Raw genomic sequence first — 22939 nt, forward strand, 5'->3', positions numbered from 1 at the left:
CCTGAATCGCCGCCTATTTTTGTCGACAACGCTCGCTGCGGGCGCAACCGTCGGGGCAGGAACCTTTGCGGCCCCCTCCGCGCAGGCCGAGGACGCCAATGAAGTCGTTGTGCTGGGATGGGTGCCTTACTGGCCGCCGGAGGCCGCCGCTCTCCTGAAGAAAAAGACAGGTTTGACGCTGCGAATACTTGGCGTTGATACCGATCAGGAGATGTTCACCAAGTTGAAGGCGGGCGGCGCGGGCCAGTATGATCTGGTCTATGCGAATGCTGGCTGGACGCCGCTCTACCACAAGTTCGGCCTCATCGAACCGATCGACCCGTCGGAAATCCCTGCCAATACCAATCTCTATCCTGAATTCCTGACGACCGCCTCATTGCCCTACGTAGCCGATCCCGGAAAGTCCTTGTTGTTTTATCCGAATATGTGGTCGCCCTTGGCAATGGTTTGGCTGCCCGCCATCGTCAAGCCGGAAGGCGAACCGAGCTGGACGATGTTTTGGGACAAGTCGGTGCCAAAGGGCTCGGTCATTCTGGCCGGTGGCGATGGCGACGATTTCCTCGCGATCGGCGGCCTCGCGCGGGGCGTTCCACGGGAGCAAGTCTATGCCATGACGCCGGGGCAGCTCAAGGATGTCGTGGCATCGATGCGCAAATTGAAGCCGTTTCAGATCGTGGTCGGCGCCGAGCCGGAGTTTCGGGCGCGTTTCCGCCGTGGCGACGCGACCATCGGTCTGGCCTCCCAGATCGGCGCGGCGGCCCTCATCAATGCAGAGGCAAAGAAGGATATCGCCGAGGCCGCGATTCCCAAGGAAGGCAGCATCGGCTGGGTGGATGGCGTCATGCTCGTGAAGGGCACAAAGAACCGCGCCAATGCCATGAAGTTTCTGAATTTCATCGGGTCTGACGTGGATTACGGCAAGATCATCTTTGCCGCGACGGGCGGCTCCCCCTGCAGCAAAACCGTGACGGAGGCACTCTTGGCTGAAGGCGGCGATACGGCGCAAATGGTCAAGACGATTCAGGCTGACAAGCCATCCGTCGCGGCGCAGATTGTCATGCAGGCGCCCCCGGCTGATCCCAATGCCTATGCCCAGGCATGGGATGACGTGATGGCGACCTGACCTGGACCCGTTGAACAGCGCGGTACGGAAAGCGGCAAACTTAAATGTCATCCATGGTGAGTAATGGTGTCCCAGCAACATCACGGCGAAAGCGCGTGATCAAGATTTCCCTGCCCAGGATCTCGCTTGATACGCCATGGATGATGGCGCCGGCCTTGGCTGTTGTTCTCGGAACCTTCGTGCTGCCTTTGGGTGTCATCCTTTGGTACTCGTTGCATGTCTCTATCTACGGAAGCCTTGCTCCCGGAATAAGTGCCGCGAACTACGTCAGGATTTTCACCAATAGCGCCTATTACGATACTTTGGCCAATAGCATTTTATTTGTGGCCTGCGTCTCCGCGGCGATCGTCGTCATCGCTTTTCCGTTTGCCTATTACGTCGCGATCCACGTTCGCCCCCAGCGGCGGTCGCTATATCTGGTTCTAACCGCTTTGCCCTTTTTGACCAGCTATCTGGGAAAAGTCATAGCCTGGCTGAATTTGCTGGGACGCCACGGCATTTTAAATACGACGCTCGTCAATCTGGGCGTGATATCGACGCCACTCGAACTTCTCAGCCGCGGGCGGTCCGCTGTCGTCATAACCTTCATCTATCTTTTGGGGCCGCTTGCCTTCCTGACCATCTACAGCGCGCTTGAGCGGATCGACCCCAATCTGTTTGAAGCGGCAGGCGACCTTGGCGCGCGGGGGCGGCAAACCTTCATAAGAGTTGTGTTGCCGGCCGCACGCAATGGAATTCTCGGCGGTTTCGCCCTTGTCTACATAACCTTGTTCGGTGACTACATCACCCCGGTTATGGTGGGCGGAACGGATGGCGTGCTCTTCGTCAATCTTCTCGTCAACCAGTTCGGCGCCTCCATGCAGTGGGGTTTCGGCGCGGCGATGGCCGTGACCATGCTGGCGACGACGTTTTTGATCCTCGGCACCCTGAAGCGCCTTGGCGGAACCGTCCGGTCAGGTGAGTTCACAAGACGCGTGGTGAAGCCGGCGGGCTGGTTTTTGCGGATCTATTCGATAGCTTTCCTGATCTTCCTCTATGCCCCCATCGTCCTGCTGCTTCTTTTTGCCTTGAACAGTTCGTCCAATGTCGGATTGCCGCTCACCGGCTTGACGTTGAAGTGGTTTCGCGTGGCCTTCTCCGATCCGGCATTCCGCTCCTCATTGATCACGAGCCTGGAAGTCGGCAGTGCGGCTGCGGTAATCGGCACAAGCTTCGCGGCCTTGGCCGCCGTGTCTATTTCACGCAGATCCGGGCTTGTTCGAAACGGCGCGCTGTTCTTGCTGTCCGCGCCCATGCTGATGCCGCCGGTCGTGCTTGGGACGGGCATTCTGATTGCGATGGATGCCGTGGGCATGACCCGTGGGCTTTGGACCCTTGTCGCGGGTCATACGCTGCTGTCGCTGCCCGTGGCGCTTCTCGTCATCCTGGCTCGGCTTGAAGGCGTTGACACGAATCAGGAACTTGCGGCGATGGACCTGGGGGCGACACCCTTGAGAGTTCTGACACGCGTGACTTTGCCGCAAGCCGCGCCGGCACTCATCTGTGCTTTGCTGCTGACCTTCGCCTTTTCGCTTGATGAGTTCATTCTCACCTTCCTCATCACGGGCAGTCAAACCACGCTTCCCCTTTATATCTACGGAAGCATTCGCTTCGAGCTTAGCCCAAGCGTCATCGCGGGCACGTCAACGATCCTGCTGCTGTCCATAGCGCTGATTGGCTTGGGCGCATTGGCCTATCTTTTCAAAAGGAAGCGCATGACCAGTGCTGTGAATGGAGGTCTGGCCAATGTCTAAGGCCCTGGAATGTGTCGATATCCGTAAACAATACGGGCAGGTTCTTTATAGCCTCGGGCGCCCGGAGAAAGGGATCGACCTGAGCGTCGCGAGTGGCGAGCTATTTGCCATCATCGGCCCAAGCGGCTGTGGCAAGTCGACATTGCTGCGCATCATAGGCGGTTTTATCACCGCGACGGCAGGCGACGTCCTGATCGGTGGAAAGAACGTCACCAACCTTCCGCCGCATGCGCGGCCCACCAATACGGTTTTTCAGAATTATGCTTTGTTTCCGCATCTGACTATCGGCCAGAACGTCTCCTTCGGCTTGGAAATGGAGCAGATCAGGCCGGCTGAACGGCGGCCGAGGGTTGTGGCCGCGCTTGATCTTGTGGGGCTCGCCGGTTTCGAGAACCGGCAGGTTGGGGAACTGTCCGGCGGTCAGTTGCAGCGGGCCGCTCTGGCGCGCGCCATCGTCAAGCGTCCTTCGGTATTGCTGCTGGACGAACCGCTCGGCGCCCTGGACTTAAAGTTGAGGCGCCAAATGCAGGATGAAATCGTCAGCCTCAAGACAGCCCTGGGCACGACCATCGTCCATGTCACGCATGACCAGGAAGAAGCCTGTGCCATGGCGGATCGGATCGCTGTCCTCAATGCCGGCGTCGTTCTGCAAGTAGCGACACCGGTCGAATTATATCGCGCACCGAAAACCACCTTCGTCGCGGAATTCATCCACGCCGGCACAGTCATACGTGGCCATCTGTCGAGCGACGGACCATCGCTGAAGATAACGCGTCCAGGCTTGACGGTAACAAGCACAAGCGACCGACGGATCTCCGATCAGCCGCTGGCGGCGCTATTGCCCAGGCACGGGGCAGCGGTTCGGCTTGCGACGGACAAAGACCTGCTCGGTGACAATGAGGCAAGGGGACGGGTTTCCAGGCTAGCTTTCGGCGGAGCGGATTTCTCGGCCCAGATACGCCTGGCCGATGACTTTATCATCGGCTTGCAACTCTCCATCGAACGGGTCGCGGAACTGGGCCTGGCCGTCGGCAGCGATGTGGTGGCAAGCTGGCGGCAGGATCAGGTGCTTGTTCTTGAAGATGACATGCAAACTACTAAACCCGCCGCGATGGCAGCCTGACTGAGGATTTTCTTATGACCGAGACGTCATCTGGCCTGGCTTGGCGAAACCGGCCGCATCATCGCGCTTGGCTGGTGCAGCAAGCCATGACGATATTCGAGCAATTCCAGAGCGCCGTCATCGATCCGGCCGGCGGCTTTTTTTCGCTTGATGATCAGGCGCGTCCGCGGCGTGACGATCCTGTCCGCGAACTGCTGACATCCGCCCGTCTGGTGCACAGCTTTTCGATCGCGCAGATGATGGGACAGCCGGGCGCGGCCAATATCGTTGACCACGGCATGGATGCGCTTTGGAATCTGCATAGGGATCAGTCAACGGGCGGCTATCCGTGGGAAACCAGGGGCAGCAATACCAGCCGGCAAGCTTACGGCCATGCCTTCGTCCTTCTGGCGGCGTCAAGCGCGAAGATGGCAGGGCATCCCGATGCCGACCGGCTCATCGCGGATGTCACGGGGATCATGGTCGACAAGTTCTGGGATCCGGACCTTGGCGCCATGGCCGAGGAGTTCGACGCTGATTGGCGGCCGCTTTCCAACTATCGCGGCCAGAACGCCAATATGCATTCCGTTGAAGCGTTCATGGGCGCATTCGAAGCGACCGGTGACAGCAATTACCTCGGCATGGCAGAGCGCATTGCAACCCGTCTGATCCATCACGTGGCAAGGTCGCATGATTGGCACGTGATCGAGCATTTTGACAGGCACTGGGTGCCGGATACTGTATATCGCGGTTCCGACATGTTCCGCCCGTTTGGCACCACCCCTGGCCATTCTCTGCAATGGTCGCGGCAGATTGCCCAATTGGACGCGCTTGGATCAGGCCGGCTGGGCTGGACGATGGATGCCGCGCGTTGCCTTTTCAAGCAGGCCATCACGGATGGCTGGGACAAGGATCAGGGCGGCTTTTACTACACATTGGACTATGACAATCAGCCGCTCATCCGCGACCGGCTGTGGTGGCCGGTCTGCGAAGCCATTGCGGCCTCGGCCTATCTGCATGTCCGCACGGAAGACGCCGTGTTTGAGACATGGTATCGTAAAGTCTGGGACTGGGCCGACCGGTACATGCTCGATCATAGAATCGGCGGCTGGCATGGCGAACTCAACGACAGGTTGGTTCCTCATAGCCGGTTCTTTTCCGGCAAGACCGATATTTACCACGCATTACATGCCTGCCTTGTTCCGCTGCTTCCCGCACGCGGCGGCTTAGCCGCCATGACGAAGATGGCGGCTTCACCGACCGTGGGATAGCTGGCCTGCTTCTGCCATCGCCCGGGCAAAGAATGCCGCGCCGACCACGCCGGCCGCATCCTCAAGCGTTGCCCTTACGACCTCGGCCAGATTGAAGCCCGGCAGAAGCCGGTCTTTCATGACGGCTTTGATATCATCGTGCAGAAGGGGCAGGAGAGCCGATACGCCGCCCCCCATGACGATTCTTTCCGGCGCATAGAAATGTTGAAGATTGACGAATCCAGCACCGAGAAAAAACGCTTCCTCAGCCAGAATTCTGATGGCGTCCTCATCACCCATCGCGATGGCCGCGGGCAGGTCCCGTCCCGATGGGGGACGGTCCGATACGAGTGAGGCGAGAATGCCGTTGGGATTTGCGGCGATCGCCGCCGTCATCTTTTTTGCCAGAGCCGTGCCGGATGCAACGGATTCCCAGCACCCTGTCTTTCCACATGAACAGACGGCGGATGCATCGGCGATGCGCGTATGTCCGATTTCCCCGGCCAGACCCTGCGCGCCTCTCAGCAGATTGCCGTCAACGAACACGCCGCCGCCGATCCCCGTGCTGATCGTCGCATAGACAAAATTGCGGCAGTCACGCGCCGCTCCTATTTTTCCTTCACCGATCGCCGCGACCTTCGCATCATTTTCCAGCCAGACGGGAAGTACAATCTCCTTTTGCAGGTGTTGGGCCAGCGGATAGTTTTTCCATCCATCCAGAGCGGGGATATTGAGAACCGTACCATTCAGGGCGGAGAATGTGCCCGGTATACCGATACCAATCCCCCGACAGTCATTGGTTCTGACCTCTGCGATCAAAGCGGAAATCTGTGCTAATACGCCGTCCGGGCCGTTTTCGGTATCAGTCGGCAGACGCTTCTGACCGAGAATAGTGCCGTCCTTATCAAGGCAGGCCGCACGAAGCTGCGTTCCCCCAAGATCGATCCCGATGAACTGACTGTGGTCGGCGAGGAGGCTTTTGGAGATCGCTGAACTGATCGTCATCAAGGTAAAGACTTCTCGCAATGGGAAAACTGATAGTGTCGGGCTCACGCTGCGGCGACGCCGGCGCGTGCCGACAAAAAAGTCTCGCTAGATTTCGAGAGGCATCTGTGGAAATCCACCGATATGTGTGCAAGTCACTGCAGCGGCATCGCGGCCCGCCTCAAGGCATGCGTTAACATCCCGGCCGAGAAGCTGGGCTGCGAGGAAGGCGGCAATGAATGTATCGCCCGCACCGAGAGTATCCACAATTTTGGTTGTATGCGCTCCAACCTCGAAGACCGAGCGTCCGTCGGATGCCAGACTTCCTATTGGGCCCATGGTCACGACGGCAAGTTTTGCACCTTGAGCTAAAGCGTGATTTGCGAGTGTGATAGCGCGGTCGCGACAAGGCCCGGCAGATGCAAAGGCAAGATCAAGCCCAGCCGCATTGCCGTTTACGGCGAGGTCCTGCGACAGGCTGAGGCCCATAGATTTGAGTTTTTCCTGACATTGGCCTGAATCGCCCATCCAACCGAGATGGATATGTCTCATGACATTGAGCTGTTCAAACTCCATCGGAGTTACCCGGTAGTCAAGGCAAACACCGAACTCCTCCAATCCGATGACACGGTCGCCCGTATCATCATGCGTCAGCTCGGTGAAGGCTGTTACCCCTTGTGCGATCCGCACATGACCGATGTCTACACCATTGGCGGCCAGTTCATTGATCGTCCTGCGGCCGGCATCATCATCGCCGACTGCGCCGAAATAGGCGCAGTGCATCCCGGCACGAGCAAGATGCACGGCGACGTTGAGTGCGTTTCCACCCACGGTCGAGAGGCTGGTCGGGTGACCATATCGATCGATACAATTGTCGCCCACAGTTGCAACCTTGATCGGCAAGACCAAACTCCCAAAATCCCGTACTGTTCGATTGGTTTAGCAAATTACGTTGTTCTTGTCTTGCGATGTGGATGCTGCAGAAGCATTTTGAGATATGTTTGTTGATTTCCGCGAGGAGCCGGCCCGGGCCGGCCTGAGCTCCCCAAGGGGAACTGGGTTCATCCGCATAAAGCGTGCAGATCGACTGGCTGTCACATTGCATGAATCTGGCCATGAATCTGGGTCTTTCGCGATTTGTGGGGTCTTCCTCAAAGTTTGGGCGCGCCGCCTCGCGATGCGCTTCCGTGGCAAAGATCCGGAACGCCTCGATGATGGATGGATGATGCGCATGGTTTCGGCCTCTATGGCATAAAGCGATTTGTTCTGCTTTGCGTAATGATAGGGCAACATTCTGCAATTTCATTCGTGGACGATCGAGAAATGGTCGGTGGAAGTCCAAATCAACCGACTGAAGACGCTAAAGCGCTCCATATATGGGCGCGCGAACACAGATCAGCTGCAAGCTCGCACAATGCCACTGCATCAGCCCACACTCTGAGGAATACACCATGATGTGCAGCGTGACACCAAAGATTCAACGATGCCGAAATGAGGTGTTTTGAGGTGGCCGGCCTGAATGTCGGTGGGACGCGCATCCTGGTCTTTACCCTGTCAGGCCTTCTGGCCGGAACCGTGGATTGCTGCTGACAGGAATGCTGGCCAATGCTGATCCCAATCTCGGCCTCGGCTACGAACTCGACGTCATTGCGGCGGTGGTGCTCGGCGGTGTCACGCTGACCGGCGGTCGTGGCTCCATCGTCGGCGTGGTGGTTGGCGCGGCACTGATGGGGTTGCTGCGCAACGCGTTCGTGCTGCTCGCGTCTCCGGCTATTGGCAAATCATAACAATCGGCGTCGTCGTTATCCTGGCCGTGGGTGCAGACAGCCTGAACCGAGCGATAGAAGAAGATTGAGGGAGTGGCATGAACTTTACCCATCGGCTTGTCCTGCTATCCGCCAGCGCATTGGCTGTGGCACCCTATCGCCAGGCCCGTGCGGACAGTGTTCCGCTGCCCGCTGCCACCACGGCGGTGGGCGGCACGGTGGCAGCGCAAGGAAGGCATCACCAAGAGCTTCGTCGGCGCTCCGTTGAATGAGCTTCAGGAATCAACTGAATTCAAATCCGATTGTTTCAACGACGCCCTTGGCATAGTTTTAGCGATTGAGTTGCTTCGATCGCGCAAAGCATGAGGCAATTTAGTGTCAGGGTTCTAGGTTGAACTTTTAAGGAACACGGGCAATGGAATACCGACAGCTTGGCCGATCAGGCCTCAAAATTTCGACGATCACAATGGGCACTATGACCTTCGGGGGCGTTGGATGGGCCCAGAAGGTCGGTGATGTTGGTGTAGGCGAGGCTCGCCGGTTGGTGGATCTCTGCATCGACGCAGGGGTCAATCTTATCGATACGGCGGATGCCTATTCTCAGGGCGTTTGCGAGGAAATTCTAGGCGAGATAATTGGCGGTCCGCGCAAACAAGGGGTACTGATCGCCACCAAGGTGCGTTTTCCGATGGGCGACGGACCAAACGATCTTGGCCTGTCGCGCCAGCATTTGATCGCGGCTTGCGAGGCGAGCCTCAGGCGCATGCGGACCGATGTCATTGATCTGTATCAGGTCCATGAATGGGACGGTCTGACACCTGTGGAGGAAACGATGGAGGCGCTCGACACACTCGTGCGCCAAGGCAAGGTGCGTTACGTCGGATGTTCCAATTTCTCCGGTTGGCACATCATGAAGGCGCTCGGTATTTCCGAACGCGACCGTTACCAGCGCTTTGTCAGCCAGCAAATTCATTATACGCTGGAAACGCGAGACGCCGAGAACGAGCTGATTCCGATCAGTGTCGATCAGGGCTTGGGCGTGTTGGTCTGGAGCCCGCTCGCTGGCGGTCTTTTATCCGGAAAGCATCGTCGCAATCAGGAAACGCCCGAAGGCACGCGCCAATTCGCCGGATGGACGGAGCCGCCCATCCGCGACGAGGATCGGCTGTGGAATATCGTCGACACGCTGATCGAGATCGCAAGCGGTCGGACTGTATCTGCCGCTCAGGTGGCGCTCGCCTGGCTTCTCGGCCGCAAGGGTGTGACCTCCGTTGTCATCGGCGGACGAACGGAAGCCCAATTCAAAGACAATCTTGCTGCGGCCGATTTGAAGCTGACCGATGAGGAGCGGGCTAAACTGGACAAGGTCAGCCTACCCTGGCTGAATTACCCCTATTGGCATCAGAGAAATACGGCCAGTGATCGCCTGAGCGAAGCTGATTTCAGTCTGCTCGCGCCCTATCTCTGAGGCAAGGACGAGGCGATAAGACCGGTGGCGTCAGCATCCTGGACAAGCGTCTTGAGATGAGCGCCACCGGGTTGTCATAGGATGAGGTAACAATCTTAGAGCAGATCGGCAGGATGACGATCAGGTGAAATTGCCTTGTCACCACTGCAATATCGTAAGATCGAATTGAGAACGGGCCATACGAAAAAGGGGAGGGAGCAGGATCAATCATTTTAGGGACCATGATCTTGCTTCCCCGTGAGGGATTAGACGAACCCTGCGACGGCGTGGGGAAGATAGGATGCTTCGAGCTGTTTTACCTCATCGCTCGTGAGCTCAATATCGACGGCTGCGACTGCGTCATCCAGGTGACCGGATTTGGTGGCACCGACGATTGGCGAGCTAATGCCGGGCTTGCCGAGCAGCCAGGCCAACGCCACCTGAGCGCGCGGGATGCCACGATGCTCCGCGACCGCCCGCACCGCATCCGTCACGCGACGGTCAGCCTCGCCGACATTTGCATAGAGCATTTTGCCGAATTCGTCCGTCTCGGAGCGGGCACTTGCCGCGTCCCAGTCACGCGTCAGGCGGCCCCGCGCCAGCGGACTCCAGGGGATGACGCCGATGCCTTCTTTCCGGCAGAGCGGTAGCATCTCACGCTCCTCCTCACGGTACAGAAGATTGACGTAGTTCTGCATGCTGACGAAGCGGGTCCAGCCATGGCGTTCGGAGATCGCGAGGGCTTGCGCGAATTGCCAGGCGAACATGGATGACGCGCCAATGTAACGCGCCTTGCCGGCCTTCACCACATCATGCAGCGCTTCGAGCGTTTCCTCGATCGGTGTCGCATAATCCCAGCGGTGGATCTGGTAGAGATCGACGTAATCCGTGCCAAGCCGGCGCAGGCTGGCATCAATCTCGATCATGATGGCGCGGCGCGACAATCCGCCGCCATTGGGGCCGGGACGCATACGGTGCTGCACCTTGGTGGCGATCACCACTTGCTCGCGGGTCGCAAAATCCTTGAGCGCGCGGCCGACAATTTCCTCGCTCGTGCCATCGGAATAGACATTGGCGGTGTCGAAGAAATTGATCCCTGCCTCCAGGGCCTGACGGATGAAGGGGCGGCTTTCGTCCTCCGGCAAAGTCCAGAGATGCGGACCCCTTTCAGGGATGCCGTAACTCATGCAGCCGAGGCAAATTTTGGAAACTTCAAGGCCTGTGCGGCCAAGGTTGACATATTTCATTTGGCTAGTCTCCGCTGAGGAAGTTCCGGCTTATTGTCTGTTTCAAGGTCGGGAGCTTTTCCGTCATGAGAGATCTCCGACAACGAATTGGGGGTAGGTTCTGAAGGGCCCCTTTTCCCGAACGCAGCCCAGTCTATCCCCCCGCTCTCTATTGTATTAGTAGGGTAATCATGCATGCGGTTATGACATTTTACCATTAATCGGGGGTGCCCAAGGATGACGCGCGAGGATCTTGGGGACATTCTCAATTTGATCGCCATCGTGGAGGAGGGGAGCTTCACCAAGGCTGCCGCGAGGCTCGGTGTCTCGCAATCGACATTAAGCCATGGCATTCGCAGGCTTGAAGAGCGTCTGGGTATCCTCCTTCTTGCAAGAACGACGCGCAGTGTCGCATCAACCCCGGCCGGGGAGCGGTTGATGGAGATTGTGCGACCCGCGTTCACGGATATAGCGGCGCGCCTGTCGGACCTGCGGTCCTCTCAGGCAAGGCCGGCCGGCACAATCCGCATCACAACGCCTGAACACGCGGCAAGAACGTTGCTATTGCCAGCGGTAAAACTGTTTGTCGCGGATTACCCGGATATCACGGTGGAGCTGGTCATCGATTCCCATCTGACCGATATCGTGGCCGAACGATTTGATGCGGGTGTGCGGATCGGCGAGCTAATTGCGAAGGACATGATCGCGATCAGTATCGGTCCACCGATGCGTATGGCGGCAGTGGCGTCGCCGGCCTATTTCGCAAATTATCCTTTGCCGAAATCGCCGCGCGACTTGGCGGCCCATTGCTGCATCAATCAGAGATTGAGCGCAGGTTCGCTTTATGCCTGGGAGTTTGCAAAAGCGGGCCAGAAGCTTCGCGTTCGCGTTGGCGGCAATATCGTCCTCAATCGCGTTCCGCTGATCGTGGATGCGGCCCTGGCCGGTTGCGGTATCGCTTTTGTCATTGAAGACCAAGTGGAGTCCGAAATGAGAGAGGGAACCCTATTGCGGGTATTGGAGGACTGGTGCGAACCTTTCGACGGCTATCATCTCTACTATGCGAACCATCGGCAACAATCATTGGCATTCTCCCTATTTGTGGAGGCGTTGCGTCGAACGGCCAGCACCGCAAGCTTGGCGCTTAATCGACTGGCATGGAGATCTGATGAAGACAAGCTCTAGGCACAAAGGCCGGCTGCGCGAAGTTCTGCGATCATCGGTTCCAGTTGCCTCTCATATTGACGCCAGCGGCCGATGCCGTCTGCATTGATGGGTCGGAGAACCTGATCACGGCTCGCCGTGACGATGTGGCGCTTGTTCTCATAGAAGCGGGTACAGGCTGGATCTTGCGGAAGATCCAGGAACGTCATCAGCCGCGTCAGCGTGCCATCAAAATCTTCGACCCAGTCGGAGAGCGCGATGGTGATGATCGGCAGAACATCAATGGAAGCCCAATATCGCATATGGGCCTCGTGCTGGGCGATCGCCCAGCCGAGATCGCCGAGGTCATGGGCGTAAGGGTGATAGCCAAAGAAGCGGCGCCGAAATATGGACAGGCCGATATCACGCGGATCGCGGGTGCAGCGGATGACGCGGGCACCCGGAAGCACGCGGCTGAGAAAGCCCAGGTGAAGCCAATTGGCGGGCATTTTGTCCAGGATGAATGAGCTTCCTGGTGCGAGCTTGTGCAGGTCGTTTAAGAATGCGGCGCCCAATTCCGTCAATTCCTGACGGCTAAGCTTGGCGAGCGTGCCAACGCCACTGCGATCCAGCGGCGCGCCGGCGAGGCGGCGCACGAGGGTATGAACGTCAAGGCGCTCCCCGGCGCCATGCACCCTATGATGCGCCGATACGATCTGTTCTGTCAGCGTGGTCCCGGATCTGGGCATGCCGACGATGAAGACTGGCGCTGCATCGTCATTATCGGCCAAGGGAAGTCTGGCCAGCGTCTCGGCGGAATAGGCGTCGCGCAGCGCGGCGAGCACATCCGCATGGGCGGCCCGCGAGAAGGGCTGCATCCGGCCCAGAAGCCTGTGGCCAAGACGCCAGTGCTCGAAGGCGTCCGCCCGCCGGGCTTCCTGCGTCGCCAGATTGGCCAGGTTGAAATGAGTGATGATCCGATGCTCGGGCAGCGCCGCGCCTTCTTCATCGGCGAGGGTCGCGAGACGCGCCAATCGCGATGGTCGACGCTGATCCTGATCCGGAGCCAGGATAATCTCAAGCCATAGAAAGCGGATTTCCGCGTCACCCCGCGGCTCGGTGATTTGCTCCAGGATATTGCTCGCTTCCTGATGGCGGCCGAGCATATGCAGCGCGGCGGCGCGCTGGGCCTGCCAGTGCAGGCCTTCGCGGCCTGCGGGCGATGCGCCCTCAAGAAGCGCCAGTGCGGCCGCCCCATCCCGATCCAACAGCAGCAGATTGGCAAGGTTCAGCTTTACGGCCAAGGATTGTGGCGCGCGGAGGAGGAGGCTGCGCAGCCGCGCCGCGGCCTCGGCGTGTTCACCGCGCAAACCCAGAAGGGCGGCCAGATTGGCCTCCGCCAAAACATGGCCCGGTGCCTTGGCCAGCGCCGCGCGGAGCGTGACCATGGCGCCGCCGAAATCGCCGAACCGGTATTGCGCGACTGCCAGACCAACCAGGGTATCGGCATGTGCGGGACGAAGGCGGAGCGCGGTCTTGTAAGCGTCAAGCGCCGCCGTCACCTCGCCGGCGGCGGTTGCAGCCCTTGCCAGGGCGACAAATGCCTCAGCATCGTCAGAGATCGCCACCGCCTGCCGAGCCGATTGAAGGGCTTCGGCCGTATTCCCGAGTTCCAGCTCAACGATCGACAGATTGATAAGGGGAACGGACTGTCCCGGCATTCTGGCGGATGCATCGCGGAGCAGCGTGGCAGCCTCCCGATGGGCCGCTGCAGCGTGTAGACCAAGGGCCAGATGAAGGGCGGTCAACGGCTCGTCCGGCGCCCGCGCGTGAGCCTCTCTTAAAAAGGGCAGGCCCTTATCGGTGTCGCCGGCGCGGACCAATGCCAAGCCGTGCAGACGAAGCAGATCGGGATCGCCAGGAGATGCCGTCAGCAGAATGCCAAAAGCCTCGGCCGCGTCACGGAAGGCACCAGCCTGATACTGGGCGAGAGCCCGTTGTAGCGCTTCCGACATCACAGTTTCGTGTTTCACCTGTAGTCGTGAGGCATAGTCAGCTTAGAACCAATATGTAACTATTGCCTGCAAATAATAAACGCAGCTTTGTCTCGAGGTTCAAGCAATGGCTGATACCGATGCCTCTGTTTCCACGCAGAAAGAGTTCAACGATGCCATCCTGGCGATCGATGAGACGGCGCAACCCGGCAGTTACACTATCAGCCTAACCGGCGACATCACTGAAAACCAGGCGGGCCAGCCTGGCCTTTATGTGCTGAGCACAGCGCCGGGCGTCGATGTCGTCATCGAGGGCAATGGCCATACCATTTCAGGCGAGGGCGAGCATGGCGGCCTCGCCATAACAACCGGCCATCTCTCGATCAGCGATCTCACGATTGAGGATACGCTTGCGCAAGGCGGCGCCGGTGGCGGCAACGCCGGGGGCGGCGCGGGACTCGGCGGGGGGCTTTTCGTCGGTCCGGATGCGGTCGTCGATATTGACGATGTGACGCTGTCCGGCGACGCCGCGAAGGGTGGTGCCGGTGGCGCGGCGGAGGTTGCGGGCGGATTTGGCGGCCATTCCAGTCTGCTCTTTCCAGCGATCGGCGGTGGCGGTGCGGACGGCGATCCCGGAACGAATAGCGGAAGTTCGGACGAAGCGGGTGGCGACGGCACCAACGGAGCCGACGGTGGTTTGGGTGTCGCGGGTGGCAATGGCGGTTCCGGCGGCAGCGGCTTTCCGGCGCCTATCGATGGCGACGACATCAATGGGTCCGACGGCGGCAGTGGCGGTGACGGTGGGGATGGCGGCATCGGTGGTGCCGGCGGCGCTGGCGGTTCCGGCGGTGTGGGCGGAAACGCGAGCTTCTCGCCGCCGCCCATCAGCGGCGGCGATCCCGGCGCGGGCGGAGATGCCGGGGACGCGGGCGACGGCGGCTTTGGCGCCGGCGGTGGCGCCGGGGGAAATGGTGGCGGCGCCGGCGCGGGTTCCGTCGGTGCCGCTGGTCCGTTCGACTCTGGCATGCCGTCCGACGGTGGTGACGGCGGCAAGGGGTCTTCGGGCGGCGACGGCGGCTTCGGTGCAGGCGGCGGTGGAGGCGGTTCCGGCGGCCTGGGCGGCGGCGGCGGCTCCGGCATCGGCCTTGACGGGGCCAATGGCGGCAGTGGCGGCGACGGTGGCGACGGCGGCAATGGTGACTTCGGCGGCGGTGGCGCGGGCGGTGGCCCGGGCGGTGATGGCGGCGGTGCCGGCGGCACGGGCAGCGGAACGAATGACCCGGGTGATCCAGGCGACGGCGGCGATGGTGGTCAGGCGGGTCTGGCCGGTTTCGGCGGCGGCCTCGGCGCGGATGGGTCGGACGGCAGCGCAGGGCCGACGGCCGACCAATCCACCAATCCCTTGCAGTCATTGGGCGGCGCGGGGGGCGGCGGCCTTGGGGCCGGCGGCGGCATCTTCGTCGCCGAGGGCGGCCAGCTGACCGTCGACGGTGCGTTGATTTCAGGTGGAACCGTCACCGGAGGGGCCGCCGGCGGCCTCAGCGCGGATGCAGGCAAAGCATTCGGCGACGGCGTTTTCATCCAGGGCGATACGGACATTACCTTCGCCCCCGCAGCGGACAAGACGATCGACATCGCAGACCAGATTGCCGACGAAAAGGGCTCCGGCGGCACGGCGGAGGGTGGTTTGATCATGAACGGCCCGGGCAATCTGACCCTGGGCGCCAGCAACACCTTCACCGGCGGCATCAAGCTGGAGCTAGGCAAAGTGACGCTGGCCGCACCCGATGCGGGCGGCAGTGGCGATATCACCTTCACCGCAGATCAAAACGCGACGCTCGCCTTTACGGCAGCGGACAGCCCCGGGAACGAGATTGCTGGGTTCGGCAGCGACAACTTCATTGCCGTGACGGACGAGACGATCACCAGTTTCGCCTATGCCGGCGTGCCTGAGGCCGGCAACCTCCTGATCAATTTCGCGGATGGCCATTCGACTGAATTGAATTTCCTCGGCGAATATACGGAGTCCGATTTCAAGATCGTTAACAATGACGAAGTCACCTTCGCTTGTTTCCTGGAAGGAACGCTGATCCTGACCCCGGACGGGGAGCGGCCGGTCGAGATGCTCAAGGCGGGCGATGAGGTGATCACCTGGACCGATGGCCAGCCTGAGAGAAGGCCGCTGCGCTGGACCGGTCATCGCCGCCTGACACCGACGCGGCACCCTAGGCCGGACAAGGTGCAGCCGGTCTGCATCATGCGGGGTGCCTTCGGCGCCGGACGTCCCTATCGGGACCTTTTTGTGTCGCCGGATCACGCCGTATTCGTGGACGGCGTTCTGATACCGATCAAGCATCTCATCAACGGGACAACGATCCGCGTTGCGCCGCGCGTCGGATCGATCGTCTATTTTCATCTTGAGCTCGACAGCCACGACGTCATTCTCGCTGAGGGTTTGCCCGCTGAGACCTATCTCGATACCGGGGACCGTGCGTCGTTTGAGGGTGGTGAGACGATGGCACTCCACCCTGTCTTCGGCAGCGAAGCGCGGGATGTGGCAATGATGCATGAGGCGATGGGCTGCGCGCCGCTACGCATCACCGGATACGAGGTTGACCGGGTGCGTGACCGGCTGGCCGCATTGGCGAAACTTGCGGCCGTTGCCTGACACCTGGCCTGGGAGCGGTCGGTTTTGACCGCTCCCCATCATGCTGCTTTTGAGCCTGAGAGCCTTGATCTGCTTGGCGCAGATGTAAGCCGCTAGCCAGTCCGGGTCTGGCTTACACCCTGGATGCGGATGGCCTTTTTCATTCAGATCATGAGCGTTAAGTTTGAGCGACGAACCGCCGATATTGACGTCACGGTCTTCACAAAAAAACTGGGAATGCCTGCTGGCCGGTGACATCGCACTAGCTTTTCTGCTGTCAGTCATGGGCAATCCGGCGATCAAAAGGCGGCTTTCCAAGCAACACTTTTTTGGTCGATGGCACGCTGATCGACGCGTGAGCCTTGATGAAGAGCTTCCGGCGCAAATAAGGCAAATAAGATGATCTATCAAATTTAGACCGGAATGCGGAGCGCGATATGCACGGCCTTATTGCGCACAGTGCCTTCGTCTCGCATTTTGACCCGCAAGGCGTCGAAGAAAACCAGCGGATAGACGGGCTGCAGAGGCCGTGGATGATCGCGCATTCCTGGTTCGTCAGATCGCCGCGCACTCGCCAGTCTCCGCAAAGACCAGCTTTGAATCACACATTGCACCAAGCCGAAAGACCTTTTGTCAACAGAACCTAATGTCACCGGAATCGATGGATGGGTTTGGCGAAAGGGCTTCAACTATGGAACGATCATTGTCGATCTCGCGCGGCGCGAAGTGGCGAGGTTGCTGGCGGACCGTTCAGCGCGGATCTCTTCCGTCTGGTTCAGCAAGCACCCCGAACTGGAAATCATTAACCGCGATCGCGTCGGCCCTCACGCGGATGCAGCACATCAGGGTGCGCCAAAGGCACGTCAGGGGCCGCCCCCATTCCATTCGTGAAGCGCAGTTTCAAGAAATCGGAGCCAATAAAGACTTCGCTCTCTCGCCGCAGGCGCTTCAGTTCCGCAGCCGCGTCCTCACTCGGCGGCCGCCGATTCGGCTCGTCTGAAGGGCTGAGCGCGTGAGCGGCGGCGACAAGGTTTAACGTATCGGTGGCGAGTGCAATGCGGCTGGGTCAGTGAGCGCGGTCCGATCAAGGTCTGGCTGCTCGCAACATGGGTGGCCACCGGAAGCCGGTACTGGCGTTGGTGCGTGACGCTATTGCCGAGCGTCTGGCTAGGAAGACGGTTTGGACGGTCAGAGCCTTGGCTGCCGATATGAAGACAGATGGCGTCACCGCATCACATGACAAAGTCTGGCGCTTTCTGCGACGCCAGGGCCTGACTATCAATAAAAGGCCGCACATGACCCGGTATGGAATAGTACTCTACCCTTGCTCTCTCTTAGTCGGCCAGCCTCACGCCGAGATCACGCAGATGGGCGATCTCGCGCCATTTCCCTTCGAGATCTTGGTAAGGAAATGGGAGATCACCAAGGAAAAGTCCCCCAGGAACGATATTTGAGGAGAAGCTTCTGACGTTGTCGATCTTCAAGGCATTGCCATTCACGAGCGCCGAGGTTCCCGTCACCCAATCCGATACCTCTAGCGGCCCATGTATAAAGTAGCAGTGCCCATACAGGCTTGACGGAGGATCGCCAAGGATCTGCGAGCCATTATAGACAATCCCACGGCAGGTCGTGTTAATGATCTGTTGCGCAGACGTGTTCCAATAGCTGGGGGGCGACCATTGTGGGCCATTCGACGCGCAGGCGGCGAGGCCTAGCAAGCCAATTCCGCCGATGCCGAGTCGCTGCCACCAAGCTTGTTTAATGCCGTCCGCCATATCGCATTCTTGCCTAGTGTTGATGTTGCGCTTGGCCGCGTTCAGGAAAGCGGTGGCGGCAGTCTTGGCTTCATCACAGAATATTGTGACGCTGTCGCCTCCGAACGCCGCCTTTGTCCGTAACCTTGAAGGTAGCAAAAATTGGAGGGCGACCTGAATCAGACTTACTGGACATTCTTTTGGAAGCCAATATGCGCGGCATGAGACTTCCTTGGAAAGTTGTGAGCCCTGCCGCGAAGCCGACACCACAAACGGTCTCTTCAACGCGCGATGAGCGGCTTGCCCGACTTGCCCAGAGCCTCATTGATCTTGGGCAGGTTGATGCTCGGGGGATCGAGCGCGCAAGGCGGATCTCAGCCGAGAACGGGCAGAGGTTGGACAGCGTGCTGATCCAACTCGGCCTCGTGACCGAGCGAGGCCTTGCCTTAGCCTATGGCGAATTGCTCGGCATCCCGGTCGCGTCTCCCGCACGCTTTCCGACGGAGCCGTTGTTCCAGGACCGCCTCGCGGCCCGCTACCTCCGCCATATGCGGGCCCTTCCCGTCGCTGAAGAGGGTGATTGCTTGGTTGTCGCTTTGGCGGATCCTCTCGACCGGTTCACGCCGGCCGCCATCGCCGCCGCGACGGAGCTCAGGGTCACCATCGAGGTCGCGGTCCCGATCGAATTGGAGGCCGCCTTCGAGCGCCTTTATCCGGTCAACAATCACGAAACGGACAGCGGGACCGCTATTGATCCGGAGGGTGAGGCTTCGGAGGACGATGCGGAACGTCTGAAGGATCTCGCCAGCGAGGCGCCTGTCATCCGCTTGGTGAGCCAAATCATCTCCCGCGCCGTGGAATCACGCGCTTCGGATATTCATCTCGAGCCCTTCGAGGATCGGCTGCGGGTCCGCTATCGGCATGACGGCCTGCTGCATGAGGTCGAATCGCACCCGGCGCGGCTGACGCCGGCGATCATCTCGCGGGTCAAGATCATGTCGCGGCTCGATATCGCGGAACGCCGATTGCCGCAGGATGGCCGCATCAAGATTCCCGTGCGTGGACAAGACATCGACTTCCGCGTCTCGACGATCCCGTCACTCTACGGCGAAACCGTCGTCCTGCGTGTTCTCGATCGAGGGACTGTTTCGCTTACCTATGAAGCGCTCGGGCTGCCATCCGTCGTCATCACCCGGCTGAGCCGGTCGCTTCACCTGCCGAACGGGATCGTGCTGGTCACAGGACCGACCGGAAGTGGCAAAACCACCACACTTTATAGCGGTATTATCGAACTCAATGCGGTGCAGCGGAATATCGTCACGGTCGAGGACCCGATCGAGTATCAAATCCCAGGCATCACGCAGACACAGGTCAAACCGCAGATCGGGCTTAGCTTCGCGAATGTTCTCCGTGCGATCCTTCGCCAGGACCCGAATGTGGTGATGATCGGCGAAATCCGTGATCTGGAAACGGCGCAGATCGCGGTCAATGGTGCGCTCACAGGGCGCCTTGTTCTCTCGACATTGCATACCAATTCGGCAGCCGCCAGCATCACGAGGCTGCGTGATATGGGCCTCGAAGACTACCTGATCACGGCGGTGCTTCGCGGCGTCCTCGCACAACGTTTAGTCAGGCGACTATGCGAGGAATGCCGGGTCAAAATCGACGCGCCGCCCGAGATTGTGCGCCGCTTCGATCTGGAAGCGCGATGCGGTGGTCAACCCTTGCAACTGTGGCGGCCTGCAGGATGCCCCCATTGCCGGGATACCGGCTATCGCGGGCGGCAGGCGGTGGCTGAGTTCCTGGTGCCCGATGAAAAGATCGAGCGGCTGATCCTGGCGCGTGCTGATCAGGCAGAGATCGAGCGCGCGGCCATCGAGTCGGGCATGGTCACGATGTTCGATGCGGGCATTGCCGCGGCCCTTGCCGGCACGACGACCATAGAAGAGGTGCTCCGGTCGTTGCGGGGCGAAGACTGACCGGTGCCGATGTTCCGCTACCTCGCGATTGATGCGGCTGGGCGCCTGCAGCGCGGCGTCAGTGAGGCCGAGAGCGAGACGGCCCTGGTCCAAGCGCTGCGCCGAGATGGGCTCTCTCCCTTACGCGCCGAGCCGGATCGCGGGACTTCCATGATTGGGCGGATTGATTTGACCGTCACGCGTCGTGGATTTCGGCGCCAGGATGTCGCGAATTTCACGCGCGAACTCGCCATCATGCTTGCCGCCGGACAGGACCTTGACGGCGCTCTGAGGTTTCTGACGGAAATGGCCCCCAACGCGCGATTGAAGCGCTCCTTGGGGGAGCTGCGTGACGCCGTCAGGGATGGCAGCCCTTTGGCCAGGGCGATGGCGGAGCAACCCAAGAGCTTCTCCCGTCTTTATGTCGGCCTTGTTCGGGCTGGCGAGGCCGGCGGCACCCTGGCCGCGACGCTGGAGCGGCTCGCTGTGGTGCTGGAGAGAGAACGCGGGCTGTCGTCTTCCATTCGCTCGGCGATGATCTACCCGACATTGCTCCTGGTCGCGATGATCGGCTCGGTATCATTTTTGCTGACATCGGTGCTCCCGGAATTCGTGCCACTTTTTGCCCAGAATGGCGCGAAGCTGCCCGCCTCGACGCAGTTCATGATTGAGTCCGGCCATATCTTGTCGGTTTACGGGATCTTTATCCTTTTAGCCCTTGTGGTTGCCGGACTGGCCGCGCGTCAGCTTTTGAAATGGCCCTCCATACGGATGCTGGCCGACCGCCAGCTGCTACGCTTGCCCATCCTCGGCACATTGGCCCGGGAGATTTTGGCGGCGCGGTTTTGCCGGACCTTTGGGACATTGATGCTTAATGGCGTTCCGCTTATCCCAGCACTGACCATCGTGCGCGAGGTGATCGGCAATACCGCCGCCGTCGCTGCTATGGATGCCGTCTCCGCCAGTGCGAAAAGCGGTGCCGGGCTGGCCACGCCTTTGTCGACGTCGAAGCTGTTTCCTGCCCGGATGATCTATTTGCTTCGCCTTGGGGAGGAGACCGCGCAGCTCGGCCAGCTTTGTCTGCGAGCCGCCGAAATCCATGAGGAAGAAACGCGGCTGTCTCTCCAGCGGCTTGTGGCGATGCTGGTGCCCGCCATCACCATCGTACTCGGCGCGGCCGTCGCCGGCATCGTCTCCTCTCTCATCCTCGCCATGCTGAGTTTGAACAATCTTGCCGGGTGAAAGCCCGCGCCAGCTTGGCACCGTTGATGGGCAGGCGGGGTTTACACTCCTCGAAATGCTTGTCGTGATCGTCATCCTGGGCCTATCGATCGCCCTTGTGGTATCGCGCGGTCCTGCGCGTAGCCTTGGCCTGGATAGTGAGGGCGCCGCCGAAGCCATCGCGCAAAACCTGAGGCTCGCACGATCTGAAGCCATATCCACCGATCGTCTGGTGGCGTTCAGCCTTGATCCTTCCAACCGCGTCACGGCTCTGGACGGAAAACCCGGTACGTCTCTGCCGCCAGATGTCAGCGTCGCAATCACGACCGCGACCGGCGGGATTGTCCGGTCACAGGCCGCCATCACCTTCGCACCGGACGGCAGCTCCTCCGGCGGACGCGTGATAGTGAGCGCCGGCTCCCGGCATCTTCAGGTGCTGGTCGATTGGCTCACCGGACGGGTAAACGTGACCGATGCGCCCTGATCGTGCGGCGGGGTTTACGCTGTTTGAGGTGATCGTCGCCATGATCATAGCGGGCCTGGCCCTCGCGGCGCTTTTCTCAGGCGCGGTGACGGGGCTGCGGTCCGCGAGCTCGGCCAGCCATTACGTCGAGGCATTGGCTCGTGCCCGATCTCACCTGGCGGTCGCGGGCATAGGCATGCCACTCGCGGATGTGACGCAGGCAGGAGACGATGGCGGCGGTTTCCGCTGGCAGCTTCGTATTCGCCCGATCGCCACCGAGACGCTTCAGGGTGACGCCGGAAAGATTGGCGGCACCGGCAGAAACCCTCGCATCGCGCTCTACAGGATCGACGTGACCATCGGATGGACGATGGACGGCGGATTGCGGCAGGTCGACCTCAACACGCAGCGGATCGGCCCCGCCGCGGCTGTCACGCCATGATCTGGCGCAGATCGGCCGAGGATGGCTTTACACTGCTAGAGGTCCTCGTTTCCCTGGTCGTGCTGGCGCTGATCATCCTTGGGCTTGCGCAGGGACTGCGTTTCGGTGTGCTGGCCCTTCATCGGCAGTCCAGGGTGATAGACCAGCATGGCGATCTCGACGCCGTGGACCGCACGCTGCGCAATCTGATCGAGCAGATCAATCCAGGAAACGCCCATGACGCTCCGCAGATAAAGGGCAACGCGACAAGCATGGAGTTTACCTCCGTGCTTCCCTATGGCGCCGCCGCAGCTCTCACGGATCGTCAGGCAGAAGTCCGAGTTCTGGTGAATAGCAGTCACCAGCTCATTCTACGCTGGGCCCCCTATAGTCACGCGACGTATATTATGCCACCTCAACCGACCGACACGACGTTGTTACAAGGTGTCGAGCGCATCGAACTCAGTTATTGGTCAGGGACGGGCAAGGCTGGCTGGCGTAGTGTCTGGGACCGGCCTGACGTCCCGGCAATCATCCGCATCCATATCGTCTTCCTCAACCAGGGCGGATTGCATTGGCCTGATATCGTCGCGGCCCCAAGCCGCAACAGACTTTGAATAATGTCGGCAGCCTTGAACAATCACCGG

At 60.1% G+C, this 22939-nt stretch carries 20 protein-coding genes and 1 pseudogene; 15 read left to right on the top strand and 6 right to left on the bottom strand.

The annotated features are described in order from the left end of the window. The first annotated feature begins 19 nt into the window (after positions 1-19). From ACELLULO517_RS23070 to ACELLULO517_RS23085, 4 genes are all read left to right on the top strand, one after another. The gene (locus ACELLULO517_RS23070) at positions 20-1123 is read left to right on the top strand and encodes an ABC transporter substrate-binding protein (RefSeq protein ID WP_227309796.1); all 1104 of its coding nucleotides are present in this window, start codon (positions 20-22) and stop codon (positions 1121-1123) included. Between the two features lie 95 nt (positions 1124-1218). Then, entirely contained in the window at positions 1219-2916 is a 1698-nt protein-coding gene (locus ACELLULO517_RS23075; RefSeq protein WP_227309797.1) for an ABC transporter permease subunit, read from the top strand. Further along, positions 2909-4039: an ABC transporter ATP-binding protein gene (locus tag ACELLULO517_RS23080; protein WP_227309798.1), complete on the top strand. Its 1131-nt coding sequence runs from the start codon at positions 2909-2911 to the stop codon at positions 4037-4039. The genes ACELLULO517_RS23075 and ACELLULO517_RS23080 overlap by 8 nt, the downstream gene beginning before the upstream one ends. 14 nt (positions 4040-4053) lie before the next feature. Then, positions 4054-5289 carry an AGE family epimerase/isomerase gene (locus tag ACELLULO517_RS23085; RefSeq protein WP_227309799.1) on the top strand — a complete coding sequence of 412 codons (1236 nt, stop codon included), beginning with the start codon at positions 4054-4056 and terminating at the stop codon, positions 5287-5289. Here ACELLULO517_RS23085 and ACELLULO517_RS23090 read toward each other — a convergent pair. Beyond that, entirely contained in the window at positions 5272-6273 is a 1002-nt protein-coding gene (locus ACELLULO517_RS23090) for an ROK family protein (protein WP_227309876.1), read from the bottom strand. The two genes, ACELLULO517_RS23085 and ACELLULO517_RS23090, sit on opposite strands and share 18 nt — an antisense overlap. An 87-nt stretch (positions 6274-6360) precedes the next feature. Then, positions 6361-7155: a PfkB family carbohydrate kinase gene (locus ACELLULO517_RS23095; RefSeq protein WP_227309800.1), complete on the bottom strand. Its 795-nt coding sequence runs from the start codon at positions 7153-7155 to the stop codon at positions 6361-6363. A 677-nt stretch (positions 7156-7832) separates the two neighbouring features. Here ACELLULO517_RS23095 and ACELLULO517_RS23100 point away from each other — a divergent pair. The 3 genes from ACELLULO517_RS23100 (at position 7833) to ACELLULO517_RS23110 (ending at position 9486) form a co-directional block, all read left to right on the top strand. After that, complete coding sequence (locus tag ACELLULO517_RS23100) at positions 7833-8039, top strand: ABC transporter permease subunit (protein WP_227309801.1); 207 nt, start codon at positions 7833-7835, stop codon at positions 8037-8039. Between the two features lie 77 nt (positions 8040-8116). Continuing rightward, positions 8117-8290 carry a hypothetical protein gene (locus tag ACELLULO517_RS23105; RefSeq protein WP_227309802.1) on the top strand — a complete coding sequence of 58 codons (174 nt, stop codon included), beginning with the start codon at positions 8117-8119 and terminating at the stop codon, positions 8288-8290. A 143-nt stretch (positions 8291-8433) separates the two neighbouring features. Continuing rightward, complete coding sequence (locus ACELLULO517_RS23110; protein WP_227309803.1) at positions 8434-9486, top strand: aldo/keto reductase; 1053 nt, start codon at positions 8434-8436, stop codon at positions 9484-9486. 245 nt (positions 9487-9731) lie between these two features. Here ACELLULO517_RS23110 and ACELLULO517_RS23115 read toward each other — a convergent pair whose 3' ends face one another. Next, complete coding sequence (locus tag ACELLULO517_RS23115; protein ID WP_227309804.1) at positions 9732-10712, bottom strand: aldo/keto reductase; 981 nt, start codon at positions 10710-10712, stop codon at positions 9732-9734. A gap of 216 nt (positions 10713-10928) precedes the next feature. Between ACELLULO517_RS23115 and ACELLULO517_RS23120 the strand changes: the two genes are divergently transcribed. Then, positions 10929-11876 (top strand): LysR family transcriptional regulator, encoded by a 948-nt coding sequence (locus ACELLULO517_RS23120; RefSeq protein WP_227309805.1) that lies wholly within the window; start codon positions 10929-10931, stop codon positions 11874-11876. Here ACELLULO517_RS23120 and ACELLULO517_RS23125 read toward each other — a convergent pair. Next, positions 11873-13849, bottom strand: coding sequence for a tetratricopeptide repeat-containing sulfotransferase family protein (locus tag ACELLULO517_RS23125; protein WP_227309806.1), 1977 nt, complete (start codon positions 13847-13849; stop codon positions 11873-11875). The genes ACELLULO517_RS23120 and ACELLULO517_RS23125 overlap by 4 nt on opposite strands. A gap of 106 nt (positions 13850-13955) precedes the next feature. Here ACELLULO517_RS23125 and ACELLULO517_RS28760 point away from each other — a divergent pair, with 106 nt between their 5' ends. Further along, a complete protein-coding gene (locus ACELLULO517_RS28760) occupies positions 13956-16496 on the top strand; it encodes a Hint domain-containing protein (protein WP_264481624.1) in 2541 nt (846 codons plus the stop codon). A gap of 163 nt (positions 16497-16659) precedes the next feature. After that, complete coding sequence (locus ACELLULO517_RS23135) at positions 16660-16878, top strand: hypothetical protein (protein ID WP_227309807.1); 219 nt, start codon at positions 16660-16662, stop codon at positions 16876-16878. Between the two features lie 19 nt (positions 16879-16897). On the opposite strand, the pseudogene ACELLULO517_RS23140 reads toward ACELLULO517_RS23135, so the two are convergent. Beyond that, a pseudogene (locus tag ACELLULO517_RS23140) lies at positions 16898-17005 on the bottom strand (transposase); the annotation flags it as partial. 804 nt (positions 17006-17809) lie between these two features. Next, positions 17810-18499 carry a hypothetical protein gene (locus ACELLULO517_RS23145; RefSeq protein WP_227309808.1) on the bottom strand — a complete coding sequence of 230 codons (690 nt, stop codon included), beginning with the start codon at positions 18497-18499 and terminating at the stop codon, positions 17810-17812. Positions 18500-18633: 134 nt separating this feature from the next. Between ACELLULO517_RS23145 and ACELLULO517_RS23150 the strand changes: the two genes are divergently transcribed. The 5 genes from ACELLULO517_RS23150 to ACELLULO517_RS23170 are packed head-to-tail and all read left to right on the top strand — an operon-like array spanning position 18634 to position 22909. Then, on the top strand, positions 18634-20208 hold the full coding sequence (locus ACELLULO517_RS23150; RefSeq protein WP_227309809.1) for a GspE/PulE family protein: 1575 nt from the start codon (positions 18634-18636) through the stop codon (positions 20206-20208). 9 nt (positions 20209-20217) lie between these two features. Further along, complete coding sequence (locus ACELLULO517_RS23155; protein WP_227309810.1) at positions 20218-21429, top strand: type II secretion system F family protein; 1212 nt, start codon at positions 20218-20220, stop codon at positions 21427-21429. Next, positions 21419-21892 (top strand): GspH/FimT family pseudopilin, encoded by a 474-nt coding sequence (locus ACELLULO517_RS23160; protein ID WP_227309811.1) that lies wholly within the window; start codon positions 21419-21421, stop codon positions 21890-21892. Before ACELLULO517_RS23155 ends, ACELLULO517_RS23160 begins: the two co-directional genes overlap by 11 nt. Next, positions 21882-22313: a type IV pilus modification PilV family protein gene (locus ACELLULO517_RS23165; RefSeq protein WP_227309812.1), complete on the top strand. Its 432-nt coding sequence runs from the start codon at positions 21882-21884 to the stop codon at positions 22311-22313. Before ACELLULO517_RS23160 ends, ACELLULO517_RS23165 begins: the two co-directional genes overlap by 11 nt. After that, positions 22310-22909 (top strand): prepilin-type N-terminal cleavage/methylation domain-containing protein, encoded by a 600-nt coding sequence (locus tag ACELLULO517_RS23170; protein ID WP_227309813.1) that lies wholly within the window; start codon positions 22310-22312, stop codon positions 22907-22909. Before ACELLULO517_RS23165 ends, ACELLULO517_RS23170 begins: the two co-directional genes overlap by 4 nt. The last annotated feature ends 30 nt before the right edge of the window (positions 22910-22939 follow it).

Source organism: Acidisoma cellulosilyticum, assembly GCF_020621385.1.
In the GTDB taxonomy this organism is placed as follows: Bacteria; Pseudomonadota; Alphaproteobacteria; order Acetobacterales; family Acetobacteraceae; genus Acidisoma; species Acidisoma cellulosilyticum.